This window comes from Pseudomonas sp. NUPR-001, assembly GCF_052147955.1.
Taxonomy (GTDB): domain Bacteria; phylum Pseudomonadota; class Gammaproteobacteria; order Pseudomonadales; family Pseudomonadaceae; genus Aquipseudomonas.
Window position 1 is genome coordinate 2948364 of record NZ_CP197353.1, and the last position, 17534, is coordinate 2965897.

General features: G+C 61.9%; 14 protein-coding genes. 4 read left to right on the forward strand and 10 right to left on the reverse strand.

What is annotated here, in order from left to right; genetic code table 11:
* Positions 1-172 precede the first annotated feature (172 nt).
* A complete protein-coding gene (locus ACP6KB_RS13265; RefSeq protein ID WP_442114176.1) occupies positions 173-1405 on the forward strand; it encodes a CaiB/BaiF CoA transferase family protein in 1233 nt (410 codons plus the stop codon).
* On the opposite strand, the gene ACP6KB_RS13270 is transcribed toward ACP6KB_RS13265, so the two are convergent.
* A complete protein-coding gene (locus ACP6KB_RS13270; protein WP_442114177.1) occupies positions 1375-2271 on the reverse strand; it encodes a LysR substrate-binding domain-containing protein in 897 nt (298 codons plus the stop codon). The genes ACP6KB_RS13265 and ACP6KB_RS13270 overlap by 31 nt on opposite strands.
* Before the next feature lie 139 nt (positions 2272-2410).
* Here ACP6KB_RS13270 and ACP6KB_RS13275 point away from each other — a divergent pair, with 139 nt between their 5' ends.
* The gene (locus ACP6KB_RS13275) at positions 2411-3559 is read left to right on the forward strand and encodes a CaiB/BaiF CoA transferase family protein (protein ID WP_442114178.1); all 1149 of its coding nucleotides are present in this window, start codon (positions 2411-2413) and stop codon (positions 3557-3559) included.
* 77 nt (positions 3560-3636) lie between these two features.
* Here ACP6KB_RS13275 and ACP6KB_RS13280 read toward each other — a convergent pair whose 3' ends face one another.
* From ACP6KB_RS13280 to ACP6KB_RS13310, 7 genes are all read right to left on the reverse strand, one after another.
* The gene (locus ACP6KB_RS13280) at positions 3637-4110 is read right to left on the reverse strand and encodes a MaoC family dehydratase (RefSeq protein ID WP_442114179.1); all 474 of its coding nucleotides are present in this window, start codon (positions 4108-4110) and stop codon (positions 3637-3639) included.
* A 10-nt stretch (positions 4111-4120) separates the two neighbouring features.
* A complete protein-coding gene (locus ACP6KB_RS13285) occupies positions 4121-5287 on the reverse strand; it encodes an acyl-CoA dehydrogenase family protein (RefSeq protein ID WP_442114180.1) in 1167 nt (388 codons plus the stop codon).
* A 26-nt stretch (positions 5288-5313) separates the two neighbouring features.
* Positions 5314-5895 (reverse strand): DUF2889 domain-containing protein, encoded by a 582-nt coding sequence (locus ACP6KB_RS13290; RefSeq protein ID WP_442114181.1) that lies wholly within the window; start codon positions 5893-5895, stop codon positions 5314-5316.
* A 69-nt stretch (positions 5896-5964) separates the two neighbouring features.
* Positions 5965-6789, reverse strand: a complete 825-nt coding sequence (locus ACP6KB_RS13295) for an SDR family NAD(P)-dependent oxidoreductase (protein WP_442114182.1) — start codon at positions 6787-6789, stop codon at positions 5965-5967.
* 64 nt (positions 6790-6853) lie between these two features.
* Positions 6854-7684, reverse strand: coding sequence for an SDR family NAD(P)-dependent oxidoreductase (locus ACP6KB_RS13300; RefSeq protein WP_442114183.1), 831 nt, complete (start codon positions 7682-7684; stop codon positions 6854-6856).
* A gap of 21 nt (positions 7685-7705) precedes the next feature.
* The gene (locus tag ACP6KB_RS13305; protein WP_442114184.1) at positions 7706-8893 is read right to left on the reverse strand and encodes a lipid-transfer protein; all 1188 of its coding nucleotides are present in this window, start codon (positions 8891-8893) and stop codon (positions 7706-7708) included.
* A gap of 53 nt (positions 8894-8946) precedes the next feature.
* Positions 8947-10062 (reverse strand): CaiB/BaiF CoA transferase family protein, encoded by a 1116-nt coding sequence (locus tag ACP6KB_RS13310; protein ID WP_442114185.1) that lies wholly within the window; start codon positions 10060-10062, stop codon positions 8947-8949.
* A gap of 318 nt (positions 10063-10380) precedes the next feature.
* On the opposite strand from ACP6KB_RS13310, the gene ACP6KB_RS13315 reads away from it, so the two are divergent.
* A complete protein-coding gene (locus ACP6KB_RS13315) occupies positions 10381-12024 on the forward strand; it encodes a hypothetical protein (RefSeq protein WP_442114186.1) in 1644 nt (547 codons plus the stop codon).
* Positions 12025-12167: 143 nt separating this feature from the next.
* Positions 12168-14840 (forward strand): LuxR C-terminal-related transcriptional regulator, encoded by a 2673-nt coding sequence (locus ACP6KB_RS13320; protein ID WP_442114187.1) that lies wholly within the window; start codon positions 12168-12170, stop codon positions 14838-14840.
* 130 nt (positions 14841-14970) lie between these two features.
* Here ACP6KB_RS13320 and ACP6KB_RS13325 read toward each other — a convergent pair whose 3' ends face one another.
* Positions 14971-16056 (reverse strand): Zn-dependent alcohol dehydrogenase, encoded by a 1086-nt coding sequence (locus tag ACP6KB_RS13325; protein WP_442114188.1) that lies wholly within the window; start codon positions 16054-16056, stop codon positions 14971-14973.
* A gap of 51 nt (positions 16057-16107) precedes the next feature.
* The gene (locus ACP6KB_RS13330) at positions 16108-17520 is read right to left on the reverse strand and encodes a coniferyl aldehyde dehydrogenase (RefSeq protein ID WP_442114189.1); all 1413 of its coding nucleotides are present in this window, start codon (positions 17518-17520) and stop codon (positions 16108-16110) included.
* Positions 17521-17534: the final 14 nt, after the last annotated feature.

Genomic DNA, 17534 nt, shown 5'->3' on the forward strand with positions numbered 1-17534 from the left:
ATGTAGCTGCAGTTTAAAGCGAGTTCCGGGCAAATGCCGATACGCGATTAGTATGGAGCGAGACAAAAAAAGTATTTCCTCGGCTCGCTGGCCGTCCCTAGGATCCTCACACCCCCTCAGGAACCTGCCAAATGTCCTGCGTCACTCTCCTCCTTGCTTGGCAACTACGCTGATGAGCGGTCCACTCGCTGGTATCCGCATTATCGACATGACCAGCGTGTTGATGGGACCCTACGCCACACTATTGCTCGGCGACCTGGGCGCGCAGGTGATCAAGGTGGAAGCCCCCGGCGGTGACACGGTGCGCAATATCGGGCCCGCCCGTCACCCAGGTATGGCAGGGGTATTTCTGCAGGCCAACCGGGGTAAACGCAGTGTGGTTCTCGACCTTAAGTCGGCACAGGGCCGCGAAGCATTGCTACGCCTGGCTGCCAGCGCCGATGTACTGATCTACAACGTCCGCCCGCAAGCTATGGCACGCCTTGGCCTTGACCATAGCAGTGTAGCGGCGGTCAATCCACGTATCCTCTACGTCGGGGTCTACGGCTATGGCCAGCAAGGTCCTTATGCCGCCAAGCCGGCCTACGATGACCTGATCCAGGGTGCGGTAGCCTTGCCTACCCTCGCTCTGCAAGCAGGTGCCGAGGTACCGCGTTATGTGCCCTGCGCAATGGCCGACCGCATCGTCGGCATGAGCGCGGTCAACGCAGTGACGGCCGCCCTCTTTCACCGTCAGCGCACGGGTCAGGGCCAGGCCATCGAAGTGCCGATGTTCGAGACCATGGCCCAGTTCGTTCTCGGCGACCACCTAGGTGGCTTGAGCTTCGACCCGCCGACAGGCCCGGCAGGCTACGCGCGCCTGCTCAACGAGCATCGCCGGCCCTACGCGACGCTTGATGGTTATCTGTGCGTGATGCTTTACAACGACCAGCACTGGCGACGCTTTCTGGCTTTGGCCGGTAAACCCGGCCTGATGGAGCAAGACCCGCGCTTTGCCAATATCGGCCGACGCACCGAGCATATCCACGCCTTGTACGCACTGGTTGAGCAGATCCTCGCTACGCAAACCACCGCCCACTGGCGCGCAGTGCTGGAACAGGCGGATATTCCGGTGATGCCCCTGCACACCGTGGAATCGCTGTTGCAGGACCCGCACCTGCAGGCCGTAGGCTTCTTCGAACATATCGAGCACCCGAGCGAAGGCCAAGTGCTGTCCATGGCAGTGCCCTCGCGCTGGTCCGTTTCCCAACCACAGCCTGGACGCGCCGCCCCGCGCCTAGGCGAGCACAGCCAGGAAGTGCTCGCCGAAGTCGGCTATGACGATGCCCAGATCCAGGCCATGGCCGCGCTTGGCATCACCTGTTTGGACAGCTCTCAGCCAATACCGGCGACGACAAGCGCCTGATCGATGAAATGCTGAGCGGTGGGAGTAATCGCCTCAGGCATCACCGCCATTGCGGTCCCCACTTGAAAAACGTCGTTGCCGGCGACCAATGGCACAAGGCGCAATGCCTCGCCACACAAGCGCGCCGCGGACTCCGGCACAAGGGCCAGGCCCACCCCTCCCTCCACCAGCCCCAACATGGTCTGCACCTGAACCGCCTCCTGGATGATCCGCGGCCGTACGCCCAGCTGCTGGAAAGCCTGCAGTGTCAGCAGGTGCATCGTCGATGAGCGGGTGCGGGAGTAAATGATGAATGGCTGGTCCTCCAGGGCCTGTAACGCTACTTCGCCAAGCCCGGCGAACACCGAATCAGCCGGTACGGCGAGCATCATGCGTTCGCGTTTGAGCAAGGTGATGCTTGCCGGACTGGTAAGCAGCACCGGAAAACGCACAAAGGCCACGTCCAGCGAGTGCTCCTGCAGACGGCGCAGTAAATCGCTGGTAGACGACTCCTCCAGCGACAGTCCGACCTGAGGGAAGCGTTTGCGATACTCCCGTAGAATCTGCGGCAGCAGTCCGTGAGAGGCCGAACCTACGCAACCCAACCTCAACTGCCCCTGCTCCCCCAGTGTCAGCTCGCGGGCAGTACGACGCAATTCCTCGGCATGAAACAGGGTCCGCCGTGCCAGGCCCAACAGGGTATGACCCGCTGTCGTCAGTTGCAGGCCGCTGGGCAGGCGTTCGAACAGCAACAGGCCGAGCTCGCCTTCCAGCTTCTTGATCGACGTCGACAGTGGCGGCTGGGCCATGTGCAGGCGTTCCGCGGCGCGATGAAAGTTGAGGGTGTCGGCGAGCACCAGTAGCTGCCTGAGCTGGCGGAGTTCCATAGAAAGAGCCCTTGCATAGAGGTATCGGCCGATCCGAATCCAGTATTGGACCCATCGATCAGCGCATTGCACATTGAAGCCAACCACGGTACCCACGCGGGTGGGCGCCATCCTTTCGACCATTTAGGACGACGTGACTATGGGCCCCTTGGCTGGCATTAAGATCATCGAACTGGCCGGGATAGGTCCCGGGCCAATGGCTGCCATGATGCTGGCGGATCTCGGCGCTACCGTGCTGCGCATCGAGCGCCGCGAGCCGGTGGAGCTCGGTGTGAGCAAACCCTTGAGGTACAACTTGACCCTGCGCAATCGCCAGGCAATCGCCCTGGACCTCAAAGACCCACAGGCGGTGCGCCTGGTGCTTGAACTGCTCAAAGACGCCGACGCCCTGATCGAAGGCTTTCGCCCCGGAGTTACCGAACGCCTGGGGCTGGGCCCCGACGAATGCCTCGCGGTCAATCCGCGCCTGGTGTATGGCCGCATCACCGGCTGGGGCCAGACCGGCCCACTGGCCAAGGCGGCCGGGCACGACATCAACTACATCGCACTGACCGGTGTGCTCAATGCAATCGGGCGTCAGGGGCAACTGCCCAGTGTACCCTTGGCGTTGCTGGGGGACATGAGCGGCGGTGCGCTGTACCTGACCATCGGCATGCTGGCGGCGATCCTCGAGGCACGCCAGTCCCGGCTTGGCCAGGTAGTGGACGCGGCCATCGTCGATGGCGCGGCGTCCATGGCCACCCTGTTCTACGGCCTCGCGGCCAGCGGCCAATGGCGTCCGGAGCGTGGCAGCAATGTGCTTGATTCGGGCGCCTACTTCTACGACGTCTACCCTTGCCGTGACGATTTGCTGGTCTCCATCGGACCGATCGAAGGACGCTTCCACGCCGACTTGCTGCGCTACCTGGAGATCGACCCGAGCGACATCGGCGAACAAAACGATCCACGCAACTGGCCCAAGGCCCGCGAATACTTCGCCCAGGCGTTTCGCCGCCGTGACCGCCAGGCCTGGTGCGAATTGCTCGAAGGTACCGATGTGTGCTTCGCGCCAGTACTGTCGTTTGAAGAGGCGCCGCAGCATCCGCATCTGCAAGCACGTGGCACCTTCATCGAGGTAGACGGTGTATCGCAACCGGCCCCCGCACCGCGTTTCAACCGTACGCCGCAAGCTCATCCCACAGCGCCCCAGGCAGCCACTTATGCGGGTATCGAGAGTGCCCTGGAAGGCTGGCTGAGCGGCGCCGATATCAGCCATTGGCGCGCGACCGGGGTGATGGGCAACGCCTGAACCATCGCCCACAGCGCGGTTGGGGCTGCCGACAACGGTAGCCCCAACAGGGTGTTCAGTCACGGATCGGCGCCTGATCACTCAGCGCGACGGCGCATCATGCGCAGCGGCGTGTACACCAGCACGGTTTCGCCGCGCTGGTTGACCACCGTGTTACGGGTGCGCACCAGCCCTCTGTCGCCCCTGGACGTCAAGCGGGACTCGATTACCTCGCATTCCACCCGCAGCGTATCGCCCACCAGGGTTGGCCCGTGCATCTGCAGCTCAGCGCCAAGAAACGCCAGACCTGCAGCCTGAAATGAGGACGATATCAGCCCCTCGGCGTAGGTGTAGACCAGCCCGCCCGGCACCACCCGCCCGGCAATTGCCATCTGGGCCCGGTCTTGTGGATCTGAATTGGTAAACAGTGCCTCGGTCAGCCAGGTCAGATTGGTGAAATTGACCAGGTCAGCCTCGGTCACGCTGCGCTTGCCGCTGCGAAAACAGGTGCCGACGCTCAGGTCGTCCCAATAGATATCCAGTTCAAGGGAAAGTGCCCTCGGGCTATTCATTGGGTGCTCCTCAGTAAGACTTGGGCAGGCCGAGTACTTTCTCGGCAATGAAGCAGAGAATCAGCTCACGGCTGACCGGGGCGATCCGCGGAATCAGCGCTTCGCGCAAATAGCGCTCGACGTGATACTCCTTGGCGTAGCCATAGCCACCGTGGGTCATTACCGCGGTCTCGCAGGCTTTGTAGCCGGCCTCGGCGGCCAGGTACTTGGCGGCGCCGGCTTCCACACCGCACTCCTCCTGGCGATCGAAGCGCGCGGCAGCGTGCAACGTCATCAGGTTCGCAGCCTCAAGTTCCATCCAGCGTTCAGCCAGCGGATGCTGGATCGCCTGATTGAGGCCGATCGGCCGATTGAACACTTCGCGCTCCTTGGCGTACTGAGTCGCACGGGCCAACGCGGCCCGGCCCAGGCCGACCGCCTCACCCGCCACCAGAATGCGCTCGGCGTTCATGCCGTGGAGGATGTAGCGGAAACCCTTGCCCTCCTCACCGATCAGATCGTCCTTGGGCACCCGCAGGCCGTCGATGAACACCTGATTGGTGTCGATCGCCTTGCGCCCCATTTTTTCGATCTCGTGGACTTCGATGAAACGCCGGTCGAAGTCGGTGTAGAACAGGCTCAAGCCCTCGGTCTTATTGCGCACTTCCTCCAACGGCGTAGTGCGCGCCAAGATCAGCATCTTCTCGGCCACGCTGGCGGTGGAAATGAACGTCTTCACGCCGTGCAGCACGTAGTGATCGCCATCGCGCACAGCACGGGTTTTCAATTGGGTGGTGTTGAGGCCGGTGTTGGGCTCGGTCACCGCGAAACACGTGCGGTGCTGCCCGGCGATCAGCGGCGGCAGCATGCGCTGTTTTTGCGCCTCGGTACCGAAGACCACCACTGGGTTGAGGCCGAAGATGTTCATGTGCACCGCGGAGGCGCCACTCATGCCGGCGCCGGATTCGGCGATGGCCTGCATCATTACGGTCGCTTCGGTGATGCCCAGCCCGGAGCCACCATAGGCTTCCGGAATACAGATTCCCAGCCAACCATCTTCGGCCAAGGCCTGGTGGAAATCGCTGGGAAATCCACCCAGACGGTCCTTTTCCAACCAATAGTCGGCGTCGAAACGCTCGCAGATGCGCAAAATGGCGTCACGTATTTCTCGGTGTTCAGGGGGCAGTTCAATTGTCATGGGACCTCCTCGCAATCACAGTGGGCTCAATGGGGTGTCGCATCGGGCAGGCCTTCGGGCCAGAGCAGCCGGACGGCTTCGCCTTCTTCGCGGTAGGCGTGGCAGGTACCAATCACCCAGGGCCGTACCGCAGGACGGCGCTGCTCGCCTCTGGCGGCACGTTCGCTGGCCTGGCGGCGATAGGTGGAAAACAGGGTCTGCATCGCGGTCTTGGCCATGCGCTCAAGCAGTTCGGTCATATGCGTACAGCCGCACACTCCGCCGACCACCGCCTTGACCGCCTTGATGAAGCCCGGTCCGATGCGCAACCCGGTCAAGTTCCGGTAAGCCGGAACCACGTCGGGGCAGAAGGGGCTGGCGCCGGTGGGCATGCGCGCCTCGATATGACGAATCAACAGGTCACTGTCGATGGTCATCACCAGGTGCATGTCGTGAATGTGGCCGCTGGGCGGTACGGGGTGGAACGGCAGGTCGGTAGCCGCGTTGGTCAGGTCTTGCAGACGTCCTTCGATATCGTAAAGGCCATCATCGCGAAGATAGCCCCGGCATTCGATCCAGCGGGTATGCAGCAAAGTACGTGCAGTGCTACGTGGCGTGCTGTTGGTCATATCAACTCCTGATAGGGCCGCGCCCTGCAAACACCGCCTGGCCTTTCCGGGCCAGGCGGCAAGGCAGCGTCAGCGCGGACCGCCAGCGCAGTACAGAACCTGACCGGAGCAGTAATCAGATTCCGGCAGGCAGAACAGCACCACAGAGCCTGCGGCTTCCTGCGCGGTACCCGGGCGGCCCAACGGGATCCCACTCTTGGCGCGCTCCACCAGCGCCTCGCTGATGCCGACCTTGATTTCGCGGCCCTCGATGCTCACCGTGGCGCTCTCGGTGCCGGAAAACGGTACGGTCAGACGGGTTTCGATATGGCCGAAAGCGATGCAGTTGACGTTGACTTTAAGGCGTCCCCACTCCTTGGCCAGGGTCTTAGTCATGCCCATGATGCCGGCCTTGGCCGAGGAGTAGTTGCTCTGGCCGACGTTACCGCCCGCAGCACCGGAGGAGATGTTGACAATCTTGCGCATGACCTGCCGGCCTTCGGCAGCTTCCTGCTTGGCGGCGGCACTGATGACCGGCTGTGCGGCCCGTAGGATCTGGAAGGGTGCGGTCAGGTGGCAGTCAATAATGGCGTGCCACTGCTCGTCGCTCATCTTCTGGATCACGTTGTCCCAGGTGTAGCCCGCGTTGTTGACGATGATGTCGATACCGCCGTAGCTGTCCACGGCGGTCTTGACGAAGCGTTCGGCGAAGTCCGGTGCGGTCACGCTACCGACGCAAGCGACAGCATCGCCGCCACTGGCGCGGATTTCAGCCACCACCTCTGCGGCTGGTGCGGCGTCAAGGTCATTGACCACCACCTTGGCGCCGTAGGCGGACAATTGCAGAGCGACTTCACGACCGATGCCACGGCCGGAACCGGTTACCAGCGCGACTTTTCCTTCAAGTTTTTTCATTGTTGTTGTCCTTGGATAGAGATGTCAGCCTGCGCTGGCGCAGGCTGGCCTTTTTGGCGTGGGCTCAGAAGCCACCGCGGCCACCGCCGCAGATGATGGTCTGGCCGCTGACGAAATTGGATTCGGGAATGCAGAACATGAACACCGAGCCCGCCGCTTCTTCCGGGGTACCGAAACGCCCCAACGGCGTGTCGCGATAGGCGGCGGCGATGCGGTCAGGATGAACGCCGACCTTGATGTCGCGGCCTTCGACCTGCACGGTTTTCTCTTCGGTGGTGGCCTGCGTCAGGCGTGTTTCAATGGCGCCGAATGCCACGCAGTTGACGTTGACATTCAACCGTCCCCACTCTTTGGCCATGCTTTTGGTCAGGCCGACCACGCCCGCCTTGGCGGCGGCATAGTTGGCCTGACCCGCCGCGCCCTGGGTCCCGGCGACCGAGGAGATGTTGACCACTTTGCGATACACCACTTCGCCAGCCTCGGCCTCGGCCTTACTGGCCTCGCGGATGTACGGATAGGCAGCGCGCAACAGCATGAACGGCGCTTTGAGGTGACAGTCGACTACCGCGTCCCACTGCTCATCGTTCATCTTCTGCACCACGTTGTCCCACGTGAAGCCGGCGTTGTTGACGATGATGTCAATGCGCTGGAAGGCTTCCAGGGCGGTTTTCACGCAGCCCTCGGCGAAGCCTGGTGCGACCACGTTGCCGCACCAGGCCACGGCCTCACCGCCCAGGGCCTGGATCTCGGCCACCACCTCGGCGGCCGGTGCCGGGTCAAGGTCGTTGACCACCACACGGGCGCCTTCGCTGGCGAACTTGAGGGCGATGGCGCGACCAATACCGCGGCCGGAACCGGTGACGATGGCGACTTTGCCTTGCAACTTCTGACTCATGCGTTGTCTCCTGTTGAACGATCAGTTGCGGCCATACAGGGTCACCACGCAGGCGCCCCCCAGGCCCAGGTTGTGTTGTAGGGCCAGGCGCGCATCGTCCACCTGGCGCCGATCGGCAGTGCCGCGCAGTTGGTGCGTCAGCTCATAGCACTGGGCCAGCCCCGTGGCGCCCAAGGGATGGCCCTTGCACAGCAAGCCGCCGGAAGGGTTGGTGACCACGCGGCCGCCGTAGGTGTTGTCGCCTTCCAGTACGAACTGTTCAGCCGTGCCTTCAGCGCACAGGCCCAGGGATTCATACGTCAGCAGCTCGTTGTGGGCGAAGCAGTCGTGCAATTCCACCACGTCGATATCGCGCGGCCCGACATCGGCCTGTTCGTACACCGCTTGCGCGGCCCGTTGAGACATACGGGTACCGACGAAGCCGATCATGGTCGGGGGGTCGAACGACTCCACTGGGTCGGTCGTCATGGCCTGGGCGAGAATCGCAACGTCAGTACGCAAGCCATGACGCCGGGCAAAAGCTTCAGTGCAGAGCACCGCCGCAGCGGCGCCGCAGGTGGGCGGACAGGCCATCATGCGGGTCATCACCCCGGGCCACATCAAGGTGTCATTCATGACTTCTTCGCTGCTCACCACCTTGCGAAACAGCGCCAGCGGATTGTTGGCCGCATGACGACTGGCCTTGGCGCGAATCGCGGCAAAGGTTTCCATCTTGGTGCCGTACTTGCGCATGTGTTCGCGGCCGGCACCGCCGAAGGTGATCAGGTTGCGCGGGATATCACCGGCATCGGCGCACAACTGGTCCTGAATCGGCAGATAGTCGCCCCGGGGCAATGGCCGATCGGGGAAGTTGGAACGGGTGGCGCCTGGCTGCATCTGCTCGAAGCCCACGGCCAGCGCGCACTCCACCGCGCCGCTTTGCACCGCCTGGCGCGCCAGGTAAAGGGCACTGGAACCACTGGCGCAGGCGTTGTTAACGTTGAACACCGGGATCGCACTGCGGCCGATACGGTAGAGCACCGCCTGACCGCAGGTCGTATCGCCGTAGACATAACCGGCAAATGCCATCTGTACCTTGGCGTAATCCAGGCTCGCGTCTTTGAGGGCCAGGCGCACGGCATCGGCCCCCATGTCGATGTAACTGGGGCTGGCGCCCGGCTTGCTGAAGGGGATCATGCCGACCCCGGCCACCACTACGTTGTTGCTCATGGAATAACTCCGGACTGTGGCGCGGTGCCGCCGCGCGATGGGCAAACAGAGCTTCAGGCTTCCCAGGCTGCCGCCAGGTCGCCACGTGCAAGCGCGGCCATGACGCTGCTGGTGTGTTCGCCGCGACTGGGAACGGGCCCGGGGATTTTTACTTGGTTATCGAAACGTGGTGCGGGAGCGGTTTGTAGCAGACCGTCACGCTCGAAATACACCCCGCGTTCAACCATGTGCGGGTGGTCTGCGGCTTCGCGTGGGCTAAGTACCGGGGCGAAACATACATCGCTGCCTTCGAGCAACTCGCACCAGGCGGCGCGGCTGCGGCTGGCAAAAATCTCGGCCAGGTATTCGCGCTGTTGCGGCCATTGTCTGGCGTCCCACTGCCGGCTAAAACGCGGTTCATCCGTCAGCCCGAGCTTGTCCAGCAGCAACGCGTAAAATTGCGGTTCCATGGAACCGAGGGCGATGTACAAGTCATCGGCGCAGCGGTAGGTAGCATAGAAATGCGAGCCGTCATGCACGCTGGCGCCGCGTTCGTCTCGCAGCAGCCCACGCCCCCGCAAGGCATTCATCAGTTGCATCATGTGCGCCGAGCCGTCGACGATGGCGGCATCCACCACCGTGCCGCGCCCTGTGGCACGCGCACTGAGGATGCCGGCCAGCAGGCCAACGGCGAGGTACAACGCGCCACCGCCGATGTCACCAATCAGGGTAATCGGTGCCGACGGCGCCTCGCCTGCGGTGCCGCTGTGGTACAGCGCCCCGGACAAGGCAATGTAGTTGTTGTCGTGGCCGGCAGCCTTGGCCATGGGGCCAGATTGCCCCCAGCCGGTCATGCGCCCATAGACCAGACGCGGATTACGGGCCAGGCACTCCTGCGGCCCCAGGCCCAAGCGCTCCATCACCCCGGGGCGCATGCCCTCGACCAAGGCGTCGGCCCCCTCGATCAGCTTCAACAGGGTTTCCCGGCCTTCAGCGGTCTTGAGGTCGGCCACCACCGAGCGCTTGCCGCGGTTCAAGGGATTGAGCGTGGCGTTAGCTTCACCGGTGATGGACACCGAGGCTTCACGCTCGACAGCGATTACATCCGCCCCCAGGTCGGCCAGGTGCATGGCGCAAAACGGGCCGGGGCCAATACCGCAGATTTCGACGACTTTGATACCGCTGAGCATGTGCATCCCTCATGAAGCGTGGGCGATACAGCACCCCGTTGTAGGTGACACTCACGGTAACAAGTCGAAACATCCAAGCTCAGCCACCCTTGCTGGGGGGCGACAGCGCTGGCGAAGGGTGCCCCCCACCGTGGGGGGCCGACGCTGCGGGTAGTCATTTGTATGGTCGAGGTGGCAATGCATAAGTGCTCCACCCTGTGGCGCACCGAGAACCCCATCGACAACAAGAGAACAATGAAGATGAAAGCTGCTTGCTCCCGCCTTAGCCTACTGGCGACTTGCCTTACTCTGCCCTTGCTCGCCGGTGCCCAGGAACAGATGCCACCGTCCAATCCCTATCTGGCCCAGTCGTACAACAACCAGACGCACTGGAATGATGGCGCATCGGACAGTACTGACATCGCCGTCGCCCACGGTTCGTTCAAAGTGACCCCCGATTCCTACCGGGTGGTGCCCAACGAGTCCACCGGCCTGATGCAGTTCTATGACAAGGTGAATGGTACGGATGTCTATTGGTATTGGGCGGGCTTCTCACTGCGCAAGCTAAAGATTGAAGATGATCTGCGCATTACCGAAATCGCTCGTGTCGACTTGCCGGTTACCCTGCCGAACTACCGGCAGATCACTTCTGAGCAGCGACTGGAGCAAGCGGCGCAAACTCGCAAGTATCTTGAAGCTGCCGATGAGAAAGGTCTGCTGACTTACATGCAGGGCCAACCCAACCGCATGGTCACTGCCACGACCGATCAGGTATTGAACGGTAGCATCTACGCGCTGCTGACCCGTGAAAACGCCTTCATCGGTGCTAGCGGACGCCAAGTGTTTCGCATCGATCAGGATGATTCGAAAAACGCCACTTCGGGCATGCACCTCAGCAGCCAGGTCACGCTGCCCAAAGAGCTGTTCAGCGACGCGAAGATCAAGAAGGCGCTGGGCCTGCCTGCCGACGTGACCTTTGGCATGGGGATGACCGCGAACGGTTTTCTGGTGATAAATACCATGGGCGGTACTGTCGCCACCCTCGACCGCAATAGCCTGGCACTAATCGACAGCTACCAGGTAGAAGGGACCGACGAAGTGTTCCTCAACTCCTTCGCCACCGGTCCGGAACTTGAGGGGGGGGCGGTTTATGTTGCATCGAACCAGAACATGTACCGCCTAGCAGTAGACGCGAAAGGCAAGATTCACGCGGATGAAAGCAGCGGAGCCTGGAAGGCCGCCTATGATCGCGGCGTTCTTTTCGACGCGGTGAAGATCGCCGATGGCACCGGTGCCACCCCCACCCTGATGGGCTTCGGCCCGGACGAAGACAAGTTGGTGGTTATCACCGACGGTGCCAAGAAAATGCGTCTGGTGGCCTTCTGGCGTGACGGTATTCCGGCTGGCTGGAAGCAGAAGCCGGGTACCCTTTCGGCACGTATCGCCGACCAGAAGGAAGTGGACGTCGGCGCGGGCATCGATACCGTACAATCCGAACAGTCGGTAGCGGTGTACAGAAACTACGCTTTCGTGGTTAACAACATCCCTGCGCAACCCAAGCCCACCGAGGTCAAGTCGAACTACTACGTGACGCTGCTCAATGGTGTCACCCGGCCAATGCCTCAGGGTGTCGCCATGCTCAAGTGGGACAGCGCCAAGGACGCGTGGAGCCAGCAGTGGGCCCGCAGCGACGTCAGCTCGATCTCCGTGGTGCCGATGATCAGCGGTGGCGGCCACATGGCCATCATCAATGGCTTCTACACCCAGCACCCAGGCCAGGGTTATCACATTGGCATGGACCTGGACAGCGGCAAGACCACTCTGGAAATCGCCTCCGGTAGCGATCCTGTGTTCAACGGCATGTATGCACCGGTAAAAGTCGACCGTCAGGGCCGCCTGATGTATGGCATGGCCTTCGGCCTGGTACTGATGGACACCTCGCGCATGGAGAAAGTGAAGCCCACCGAGCTGTCGCAGCGCTGACTCGCAGCGCCCCTGGCAGTTTGCACCCGCGCACCACTGCCAGGGGTCGGCGCCGTAACACACCTGACAAGTGTGGATATCCCAGAATAACGAGACGGCGTCCGCTCCATGGGCGAGGCGCCGCCCCAAGAGGTACACAGAATATGCCCGCCCTCCTGCCGAGTCTCAATGCCGATCCGCGCCCCCTGCCCCGCGCTACGTCCATCAAGTTCGCACCGCCTGCGCTCAGCGCCGGCCAGTTGGCCCGACCGAGACTGCTGGAGCAACTGACTGGCAGCACAACCGCCCGCCTGATTCTGATCCGTGCCGCAGCAGGTTTCGGCAAGACCACGTTGCTACGCCAGTACCACAGCCATCGATTGGCGCAGGGCGAGACCAGCCTGTGGATGAACCTAAACGCTGCCGACAATGATCTGCAACGTTTCGTTGCTACCTTGGGCGAGGCCTTGTACGGGCTGTACGGGTTCGATCGCGCAGTACGTGACCCCCAAGACTTGCTGGACCAACTGATGGTGCTGGGCGAACCGTTTGCACTGCTGCTGGACGAGTTCGAGGTCTTGCACAATGCCGAAGTACTCGGCTTCATTCAACAAATGCTCGGTGTGCTACCTAACGGTTGCTTGCTAACCATCGCTTCGCGGTCTGTGCCCGGTATCGGCCTGGGACGCCTGCGTGGCCGAGGGCAATTGCTGGAAATCCGCCCCGACGACTTACGTTTCACCTACGAAGAGACACAGCGCTTTCTTTGCGAAAAACGCAGCCTGCCACTGTGCGACGAAAATGTGCGCGCCCTTCACCGGCGCACCGATGGCTGGATCACTGGCCTCTATCTGGCCAGTTTGTCCCTGACCAGCCGCGATGATCACGCTGCGTTCATTGAGTCCTTCTCCGGCTCCCACCTGGAGCTGGCAGAGTACCTGGCCGAGGACGTGCTCGCTCGGCAGACCGCCGAGTGCCGCGACTTTCTGTTGCTGTCGAGCATCCCGGAGCAATTCTGTCCGGCGTTGTGCAATGCCTTGAGCGGCCGCGACGACGGGCAGGCTATGATCGAGCAGCTTGAACGCGCCAACCTGTTCCTTACCTCGGTCGACGGTACTCAGCGCTGGTACCGCTACCACCCCTTGTTCGCCAGTTTCCTGCGGGTTGCACTGCAACGTCAGGACCCGCAGCGGATTACTCACTTGCACGATGTCGCTGCTCGCTGGTTCCTTGAGCAAAACCAGCCAATCCCCGCCATCGAGCATCTGTTCCAGGCCGGTCATGAAGACGAGGCAGCCCAAAGCATCAACCAATATCTGAATACCCTGCTTGGCATCGGCCGCACCAACCTGCTGCTGCGCTGGCTGGACCGCTTTCCGGCGTCGACTCTGGCCCGCTATCCGGCCATGGGCCAGGCCTATGCTCTGCTGCTAGCGCTGACCAGCCGCTTCCAGGACGCTGCACGTGTCGCCGAGCGACTGGCCGACCAGTATGCCTACGTGCCCGAAGCAATCTATTGCCTGCACTTGGGGGTCCTCGACCAGGTGGATGAGTTGTGCCAACGCGGACCGCGAGTCCTCGCGCGCATACCCGACGACAATTTGCATCTGTACGTCGCCCTATCCCACTGCCTGACCGCAGCACTGCTCTCGAGTGGCCAACATGAAGAAGCCAGCCGTTTGATGTCCACCGCGATGCAACGTGAAGCGCAAGTGCATCGGGGCTTCATGGGCTACACCTTCAACGTCAACGAAGGCATCATGGACCTGATCCAAGGCCGCTTGGGCAGCGCCATGACACGCCTGGGCAGCATGCGCAGCACGCCACGCCACGATCGCATCGGCAAACCCCACGAGACACTATTGGCGCTGGATGTGTTGCTGGCTTTGGTGCATTACGAACGTGGTGAACGAGAAGAGAGTGAGCGCCTGTTGCTGCATTGCCTGCCATTCGCCAAGCAGGTCAGTTCTCCAGATCTACAGATCTCCAGCCATGTTCTCTGCGCGCGTCTGGCCCTGCGCCGGGGCGATCGCCATGGCTGGCTTCGCAATCTGGTCGACCTGCAGCACCTGGGCGAGCGATGCGACTCCCAGCGGATGCGTTGCGCTGCCTGGCTGGAGCGCGCACGCGTTGCCACGCTCGAACAGCAGCTCGACGGTGCCGCCCAGGCCTTGCGCAATGCCGAACAACTGGCCGACTGGGATCGCCCCGGCTTCAGTAAGTTCAGCACCGACAGCGACACCCTTGGCATCGCCCGCCAGCGCCTGCGTATTGCCCAGGGTGAGCACCTCGCTGCTGTGCGCGCGCTGCGCCCAGCGCTAGAAACAGCCTTGCACTGGCAGCATCAACGTCGAGCGCTGAAGCTGCGCCTGTTACTGGCGCTTGCCCTTGAGGGACTGGGACAACGTCAGGAGGCCTTAGAAACACTCAGCCAGGCGCTGGTCCTGGCTAGCCAGGAGGGGTTCGTCAGTACTTTCTGCGAAGAGGGTGAACGCCTGCATGCCTTGTTGCAGAGCTGGGCCATTCAGCAACGCAACGGTGGTCGCCAATCCGGAATGCAATGCGCTTTTGTCGCGGAGCTGCTGCGTCACATGGTCAGCAATAGTCCCACCCTGCCTGTCTCGACGACGCTGGTCGTGTCCTCGTTGTTGACCGAGCGTGAGTCGCAAGTATTGCGCCTGCTGGCTGCAGGACACCGGAACAAAGTCATCGCAGCCAAGATTTTTCTCTCCGAATGCACTGTTAAATCTCATCTGCAGAAGATTTACGCCAAACTGGAGGTCAGTGGCCGTACCGAAGCCTTGGCCTCAGCCCGCCAACATGGCTGGATTGATTGAACGCTAGCGTCCGTTCCGCCAAGCCTCCTGGGCCGAGGCCTTGAGCGGATCCTGAACAGCGACATCCGCGTTACGAAAAAGCGGTCGACGCGAGCATGACCATAGCCTGCTCACGCCGACCGCCAAAGTCTTACTGATCGAAGACAATCACCGAACGTGCCAGCTCGCCACGACGCAGTTCATCGAAGCCTTCGTTGATCTGCTCCAGGCGGATCCGCTGAGAGATCAGTTGGTCGAGCTTCAGACGACCCTGCATGTAGAAATTGACCAGGTTTGGCAGATCCACCGGGAAGCGGTTGGAACCCATGAACGAACCCTGGATACGGCGTTCATGCAGCAGCGCGTAGGGGTCGATATCCAAACGCGTGCCGGGCTTGAGCATCCCGATAATAGTGGCCGTACCCCCGCGGGCGAGCATACCGAAAGCTTGCTCGGCGGTCTGCTTGAGACCAATACATTCGAAGGCATGATGCACACCGCCGCGTGTCAGCTCCAGCACCTGCTGCACCGGATCACCGTTGTTCGGGTTCACCAGGTCGGTGGCGCCAAATACGCGGGCCAGCTCCAGCTTCGAGTCGAGCTTGTCCACGGCAATGATGCGGCTGGCACCAGCGAGCGCTGCACCATTGACCGCCGACAGCCCGATACCGCCGCAGCCGATGATTACCACGGTGTCGCCTGGGCGCACCTTGGCGGTGTTGAACACTGCGCCAGTGCCGGTGGTGACCGCACAGCCCAACAGTGCTGCACGGTCCAAAGGCATGTCGCGGTTAATCGCCACCAGCGCGTTCTCATGGACCAGCATCTGCTCGGCATAGGCTGAAAGATTGACGAACTGCACCATCGGCTTCTGTGCCAGGGACAACCGCGGCGCCTCCTCCGGCCCACGCTTGGTTTCCGGGGACACGCACAGAGACAAGTGGCCAGTGACACAATGCGCGCAGTGGCCACAGAACGCCGACAGGCACGTCACAACATGGTCACCCGGCTTGACGGTATGAACATCGGAACCTACCGCTTCGACGACGCCGGCGGCCTCATGGCCCAGCACCACTGGCGCTGGAAACGGGTACAGACCATCGACAAAGTGCAGATCGGAATGGCACATGCCGACGGCGACGGTGCGCACCAGGACCTCGCGCGGACCGGGCTTACCAATGCTCACCTGTTCAATGGTCAATGGGCTGCCCGGTTTATGGAACACAGCTGCTTTCATGGTTCACCTCAAGTTGGAGTGGGCGAAGCAGGCTTCCTGCCTCGCGCAGGGTCAGCGCTGGATCAGGGAACAGATGAGTTGACGGGTTTGCTCACTGAAGGGAGGGCGCATGACGTCCGGGCCGTCAGCGGCCCGCAGTACCGCCTTGGCATGGCTGAAGGTCTTGAAACCGTCGAAGCCGTGGTAGCAGCCCATGCCGCTGGGGCCGACACCGCCGAATGGCAGGGTATCGACCCCGGCATGCTTGAGCGCATCATTGATGGTCACACCACCGGAACAGGTACGGTTGATGACCTGTGCTTCTTCGGCGGCATCGTTGCCGAAGTAGTACAACCCCAGTGGGCGTGGGCGCGCATTGATATAGGCCAGCGCCTCATCGAAGGTCTGGTACGGTTTGATCGGCAACAGCGGACCGAAGATCTCCTCCTGCATGACCTGCAGTTCGTCGTGCGGATCGATCAGCAGGGTCGGTACCAGTTTGTGGTGTGGCTGGCCATTGAAGTCTTCGTCGGCGGGGTTCAACGCCACCAGTTCCACACCTGCGGCTCGCGCCTCGTCCAGATAGCCGCACAGGCGCTGGTAGTGGCGGGCATTGATCACCGAGGTGTAGTCAGGGTTGTCCAACAGTGTTGGGAACAGCTGGGCCACTATCGTGCGGGCGCAGGTTACGAAGTCGGCGACGCGTTCCTGCGGCACCAGAACGTAGTCCGGGGCCAGGCAGATCTGCCCGGCGTTCTGCAGTTTTGCGGTGATTATTTTGGTAACCACCGTTTTCAAATCGGCAGAGCGCGATACCAGGGTCGGTGACTTGCCACCCAGCTCCAGGGTCACTGGCACCAGATTCTCGGCAGCGGCGCGCATCACCTGACGGCCAATGTTGCTCGCACCGGTAAACAGCAGATGGTCGAACGGCAGACTACAGAACGCCTGGCCGACGTCGGCCCCACCGGAGATCACCACCACTTCACCGTCTGGATAAGCCTCGGCCACCAGGCGCACAAACAGCGCCGAAGTCTTCGGGTTGAACTCAGACACTTTGATCATCACCCGGTTGCCAGCCGCCAGGGCGTCGGCCAGGCCGCCGAAAATCATCACCCCCGGGAAGTTCCATGCAGTGACGATACCCACCACGCCCAGGGGCTGATACTGGACCCAGGCGTCGCCGCGATTGCTCGCACGTGCTTCCGGCTCCATCCACTGGGCAAGGTTGGCTTTGGCATATTTAAGCGATGCCAACGGGCTGAGAACATCGTAGATTCGGGACAAATCCTGACTGCGGTGACCGAAATCCTCGGTCAAGGCATCGATGATCGCCGCCTGGTGATCAACCAGAAGTCCGATGGCACGATCAATCAGAGCTATACGCTGCTCTGCACTCCAGGGGTCGCTGTTCAGGCTGGCTTGGCGCTGTTGCTGCAGAATCGCGCGTAAGGCGTCGTCGTGCAGAGATTCGTTCATGGTCATCTCAGGGCTCCTCG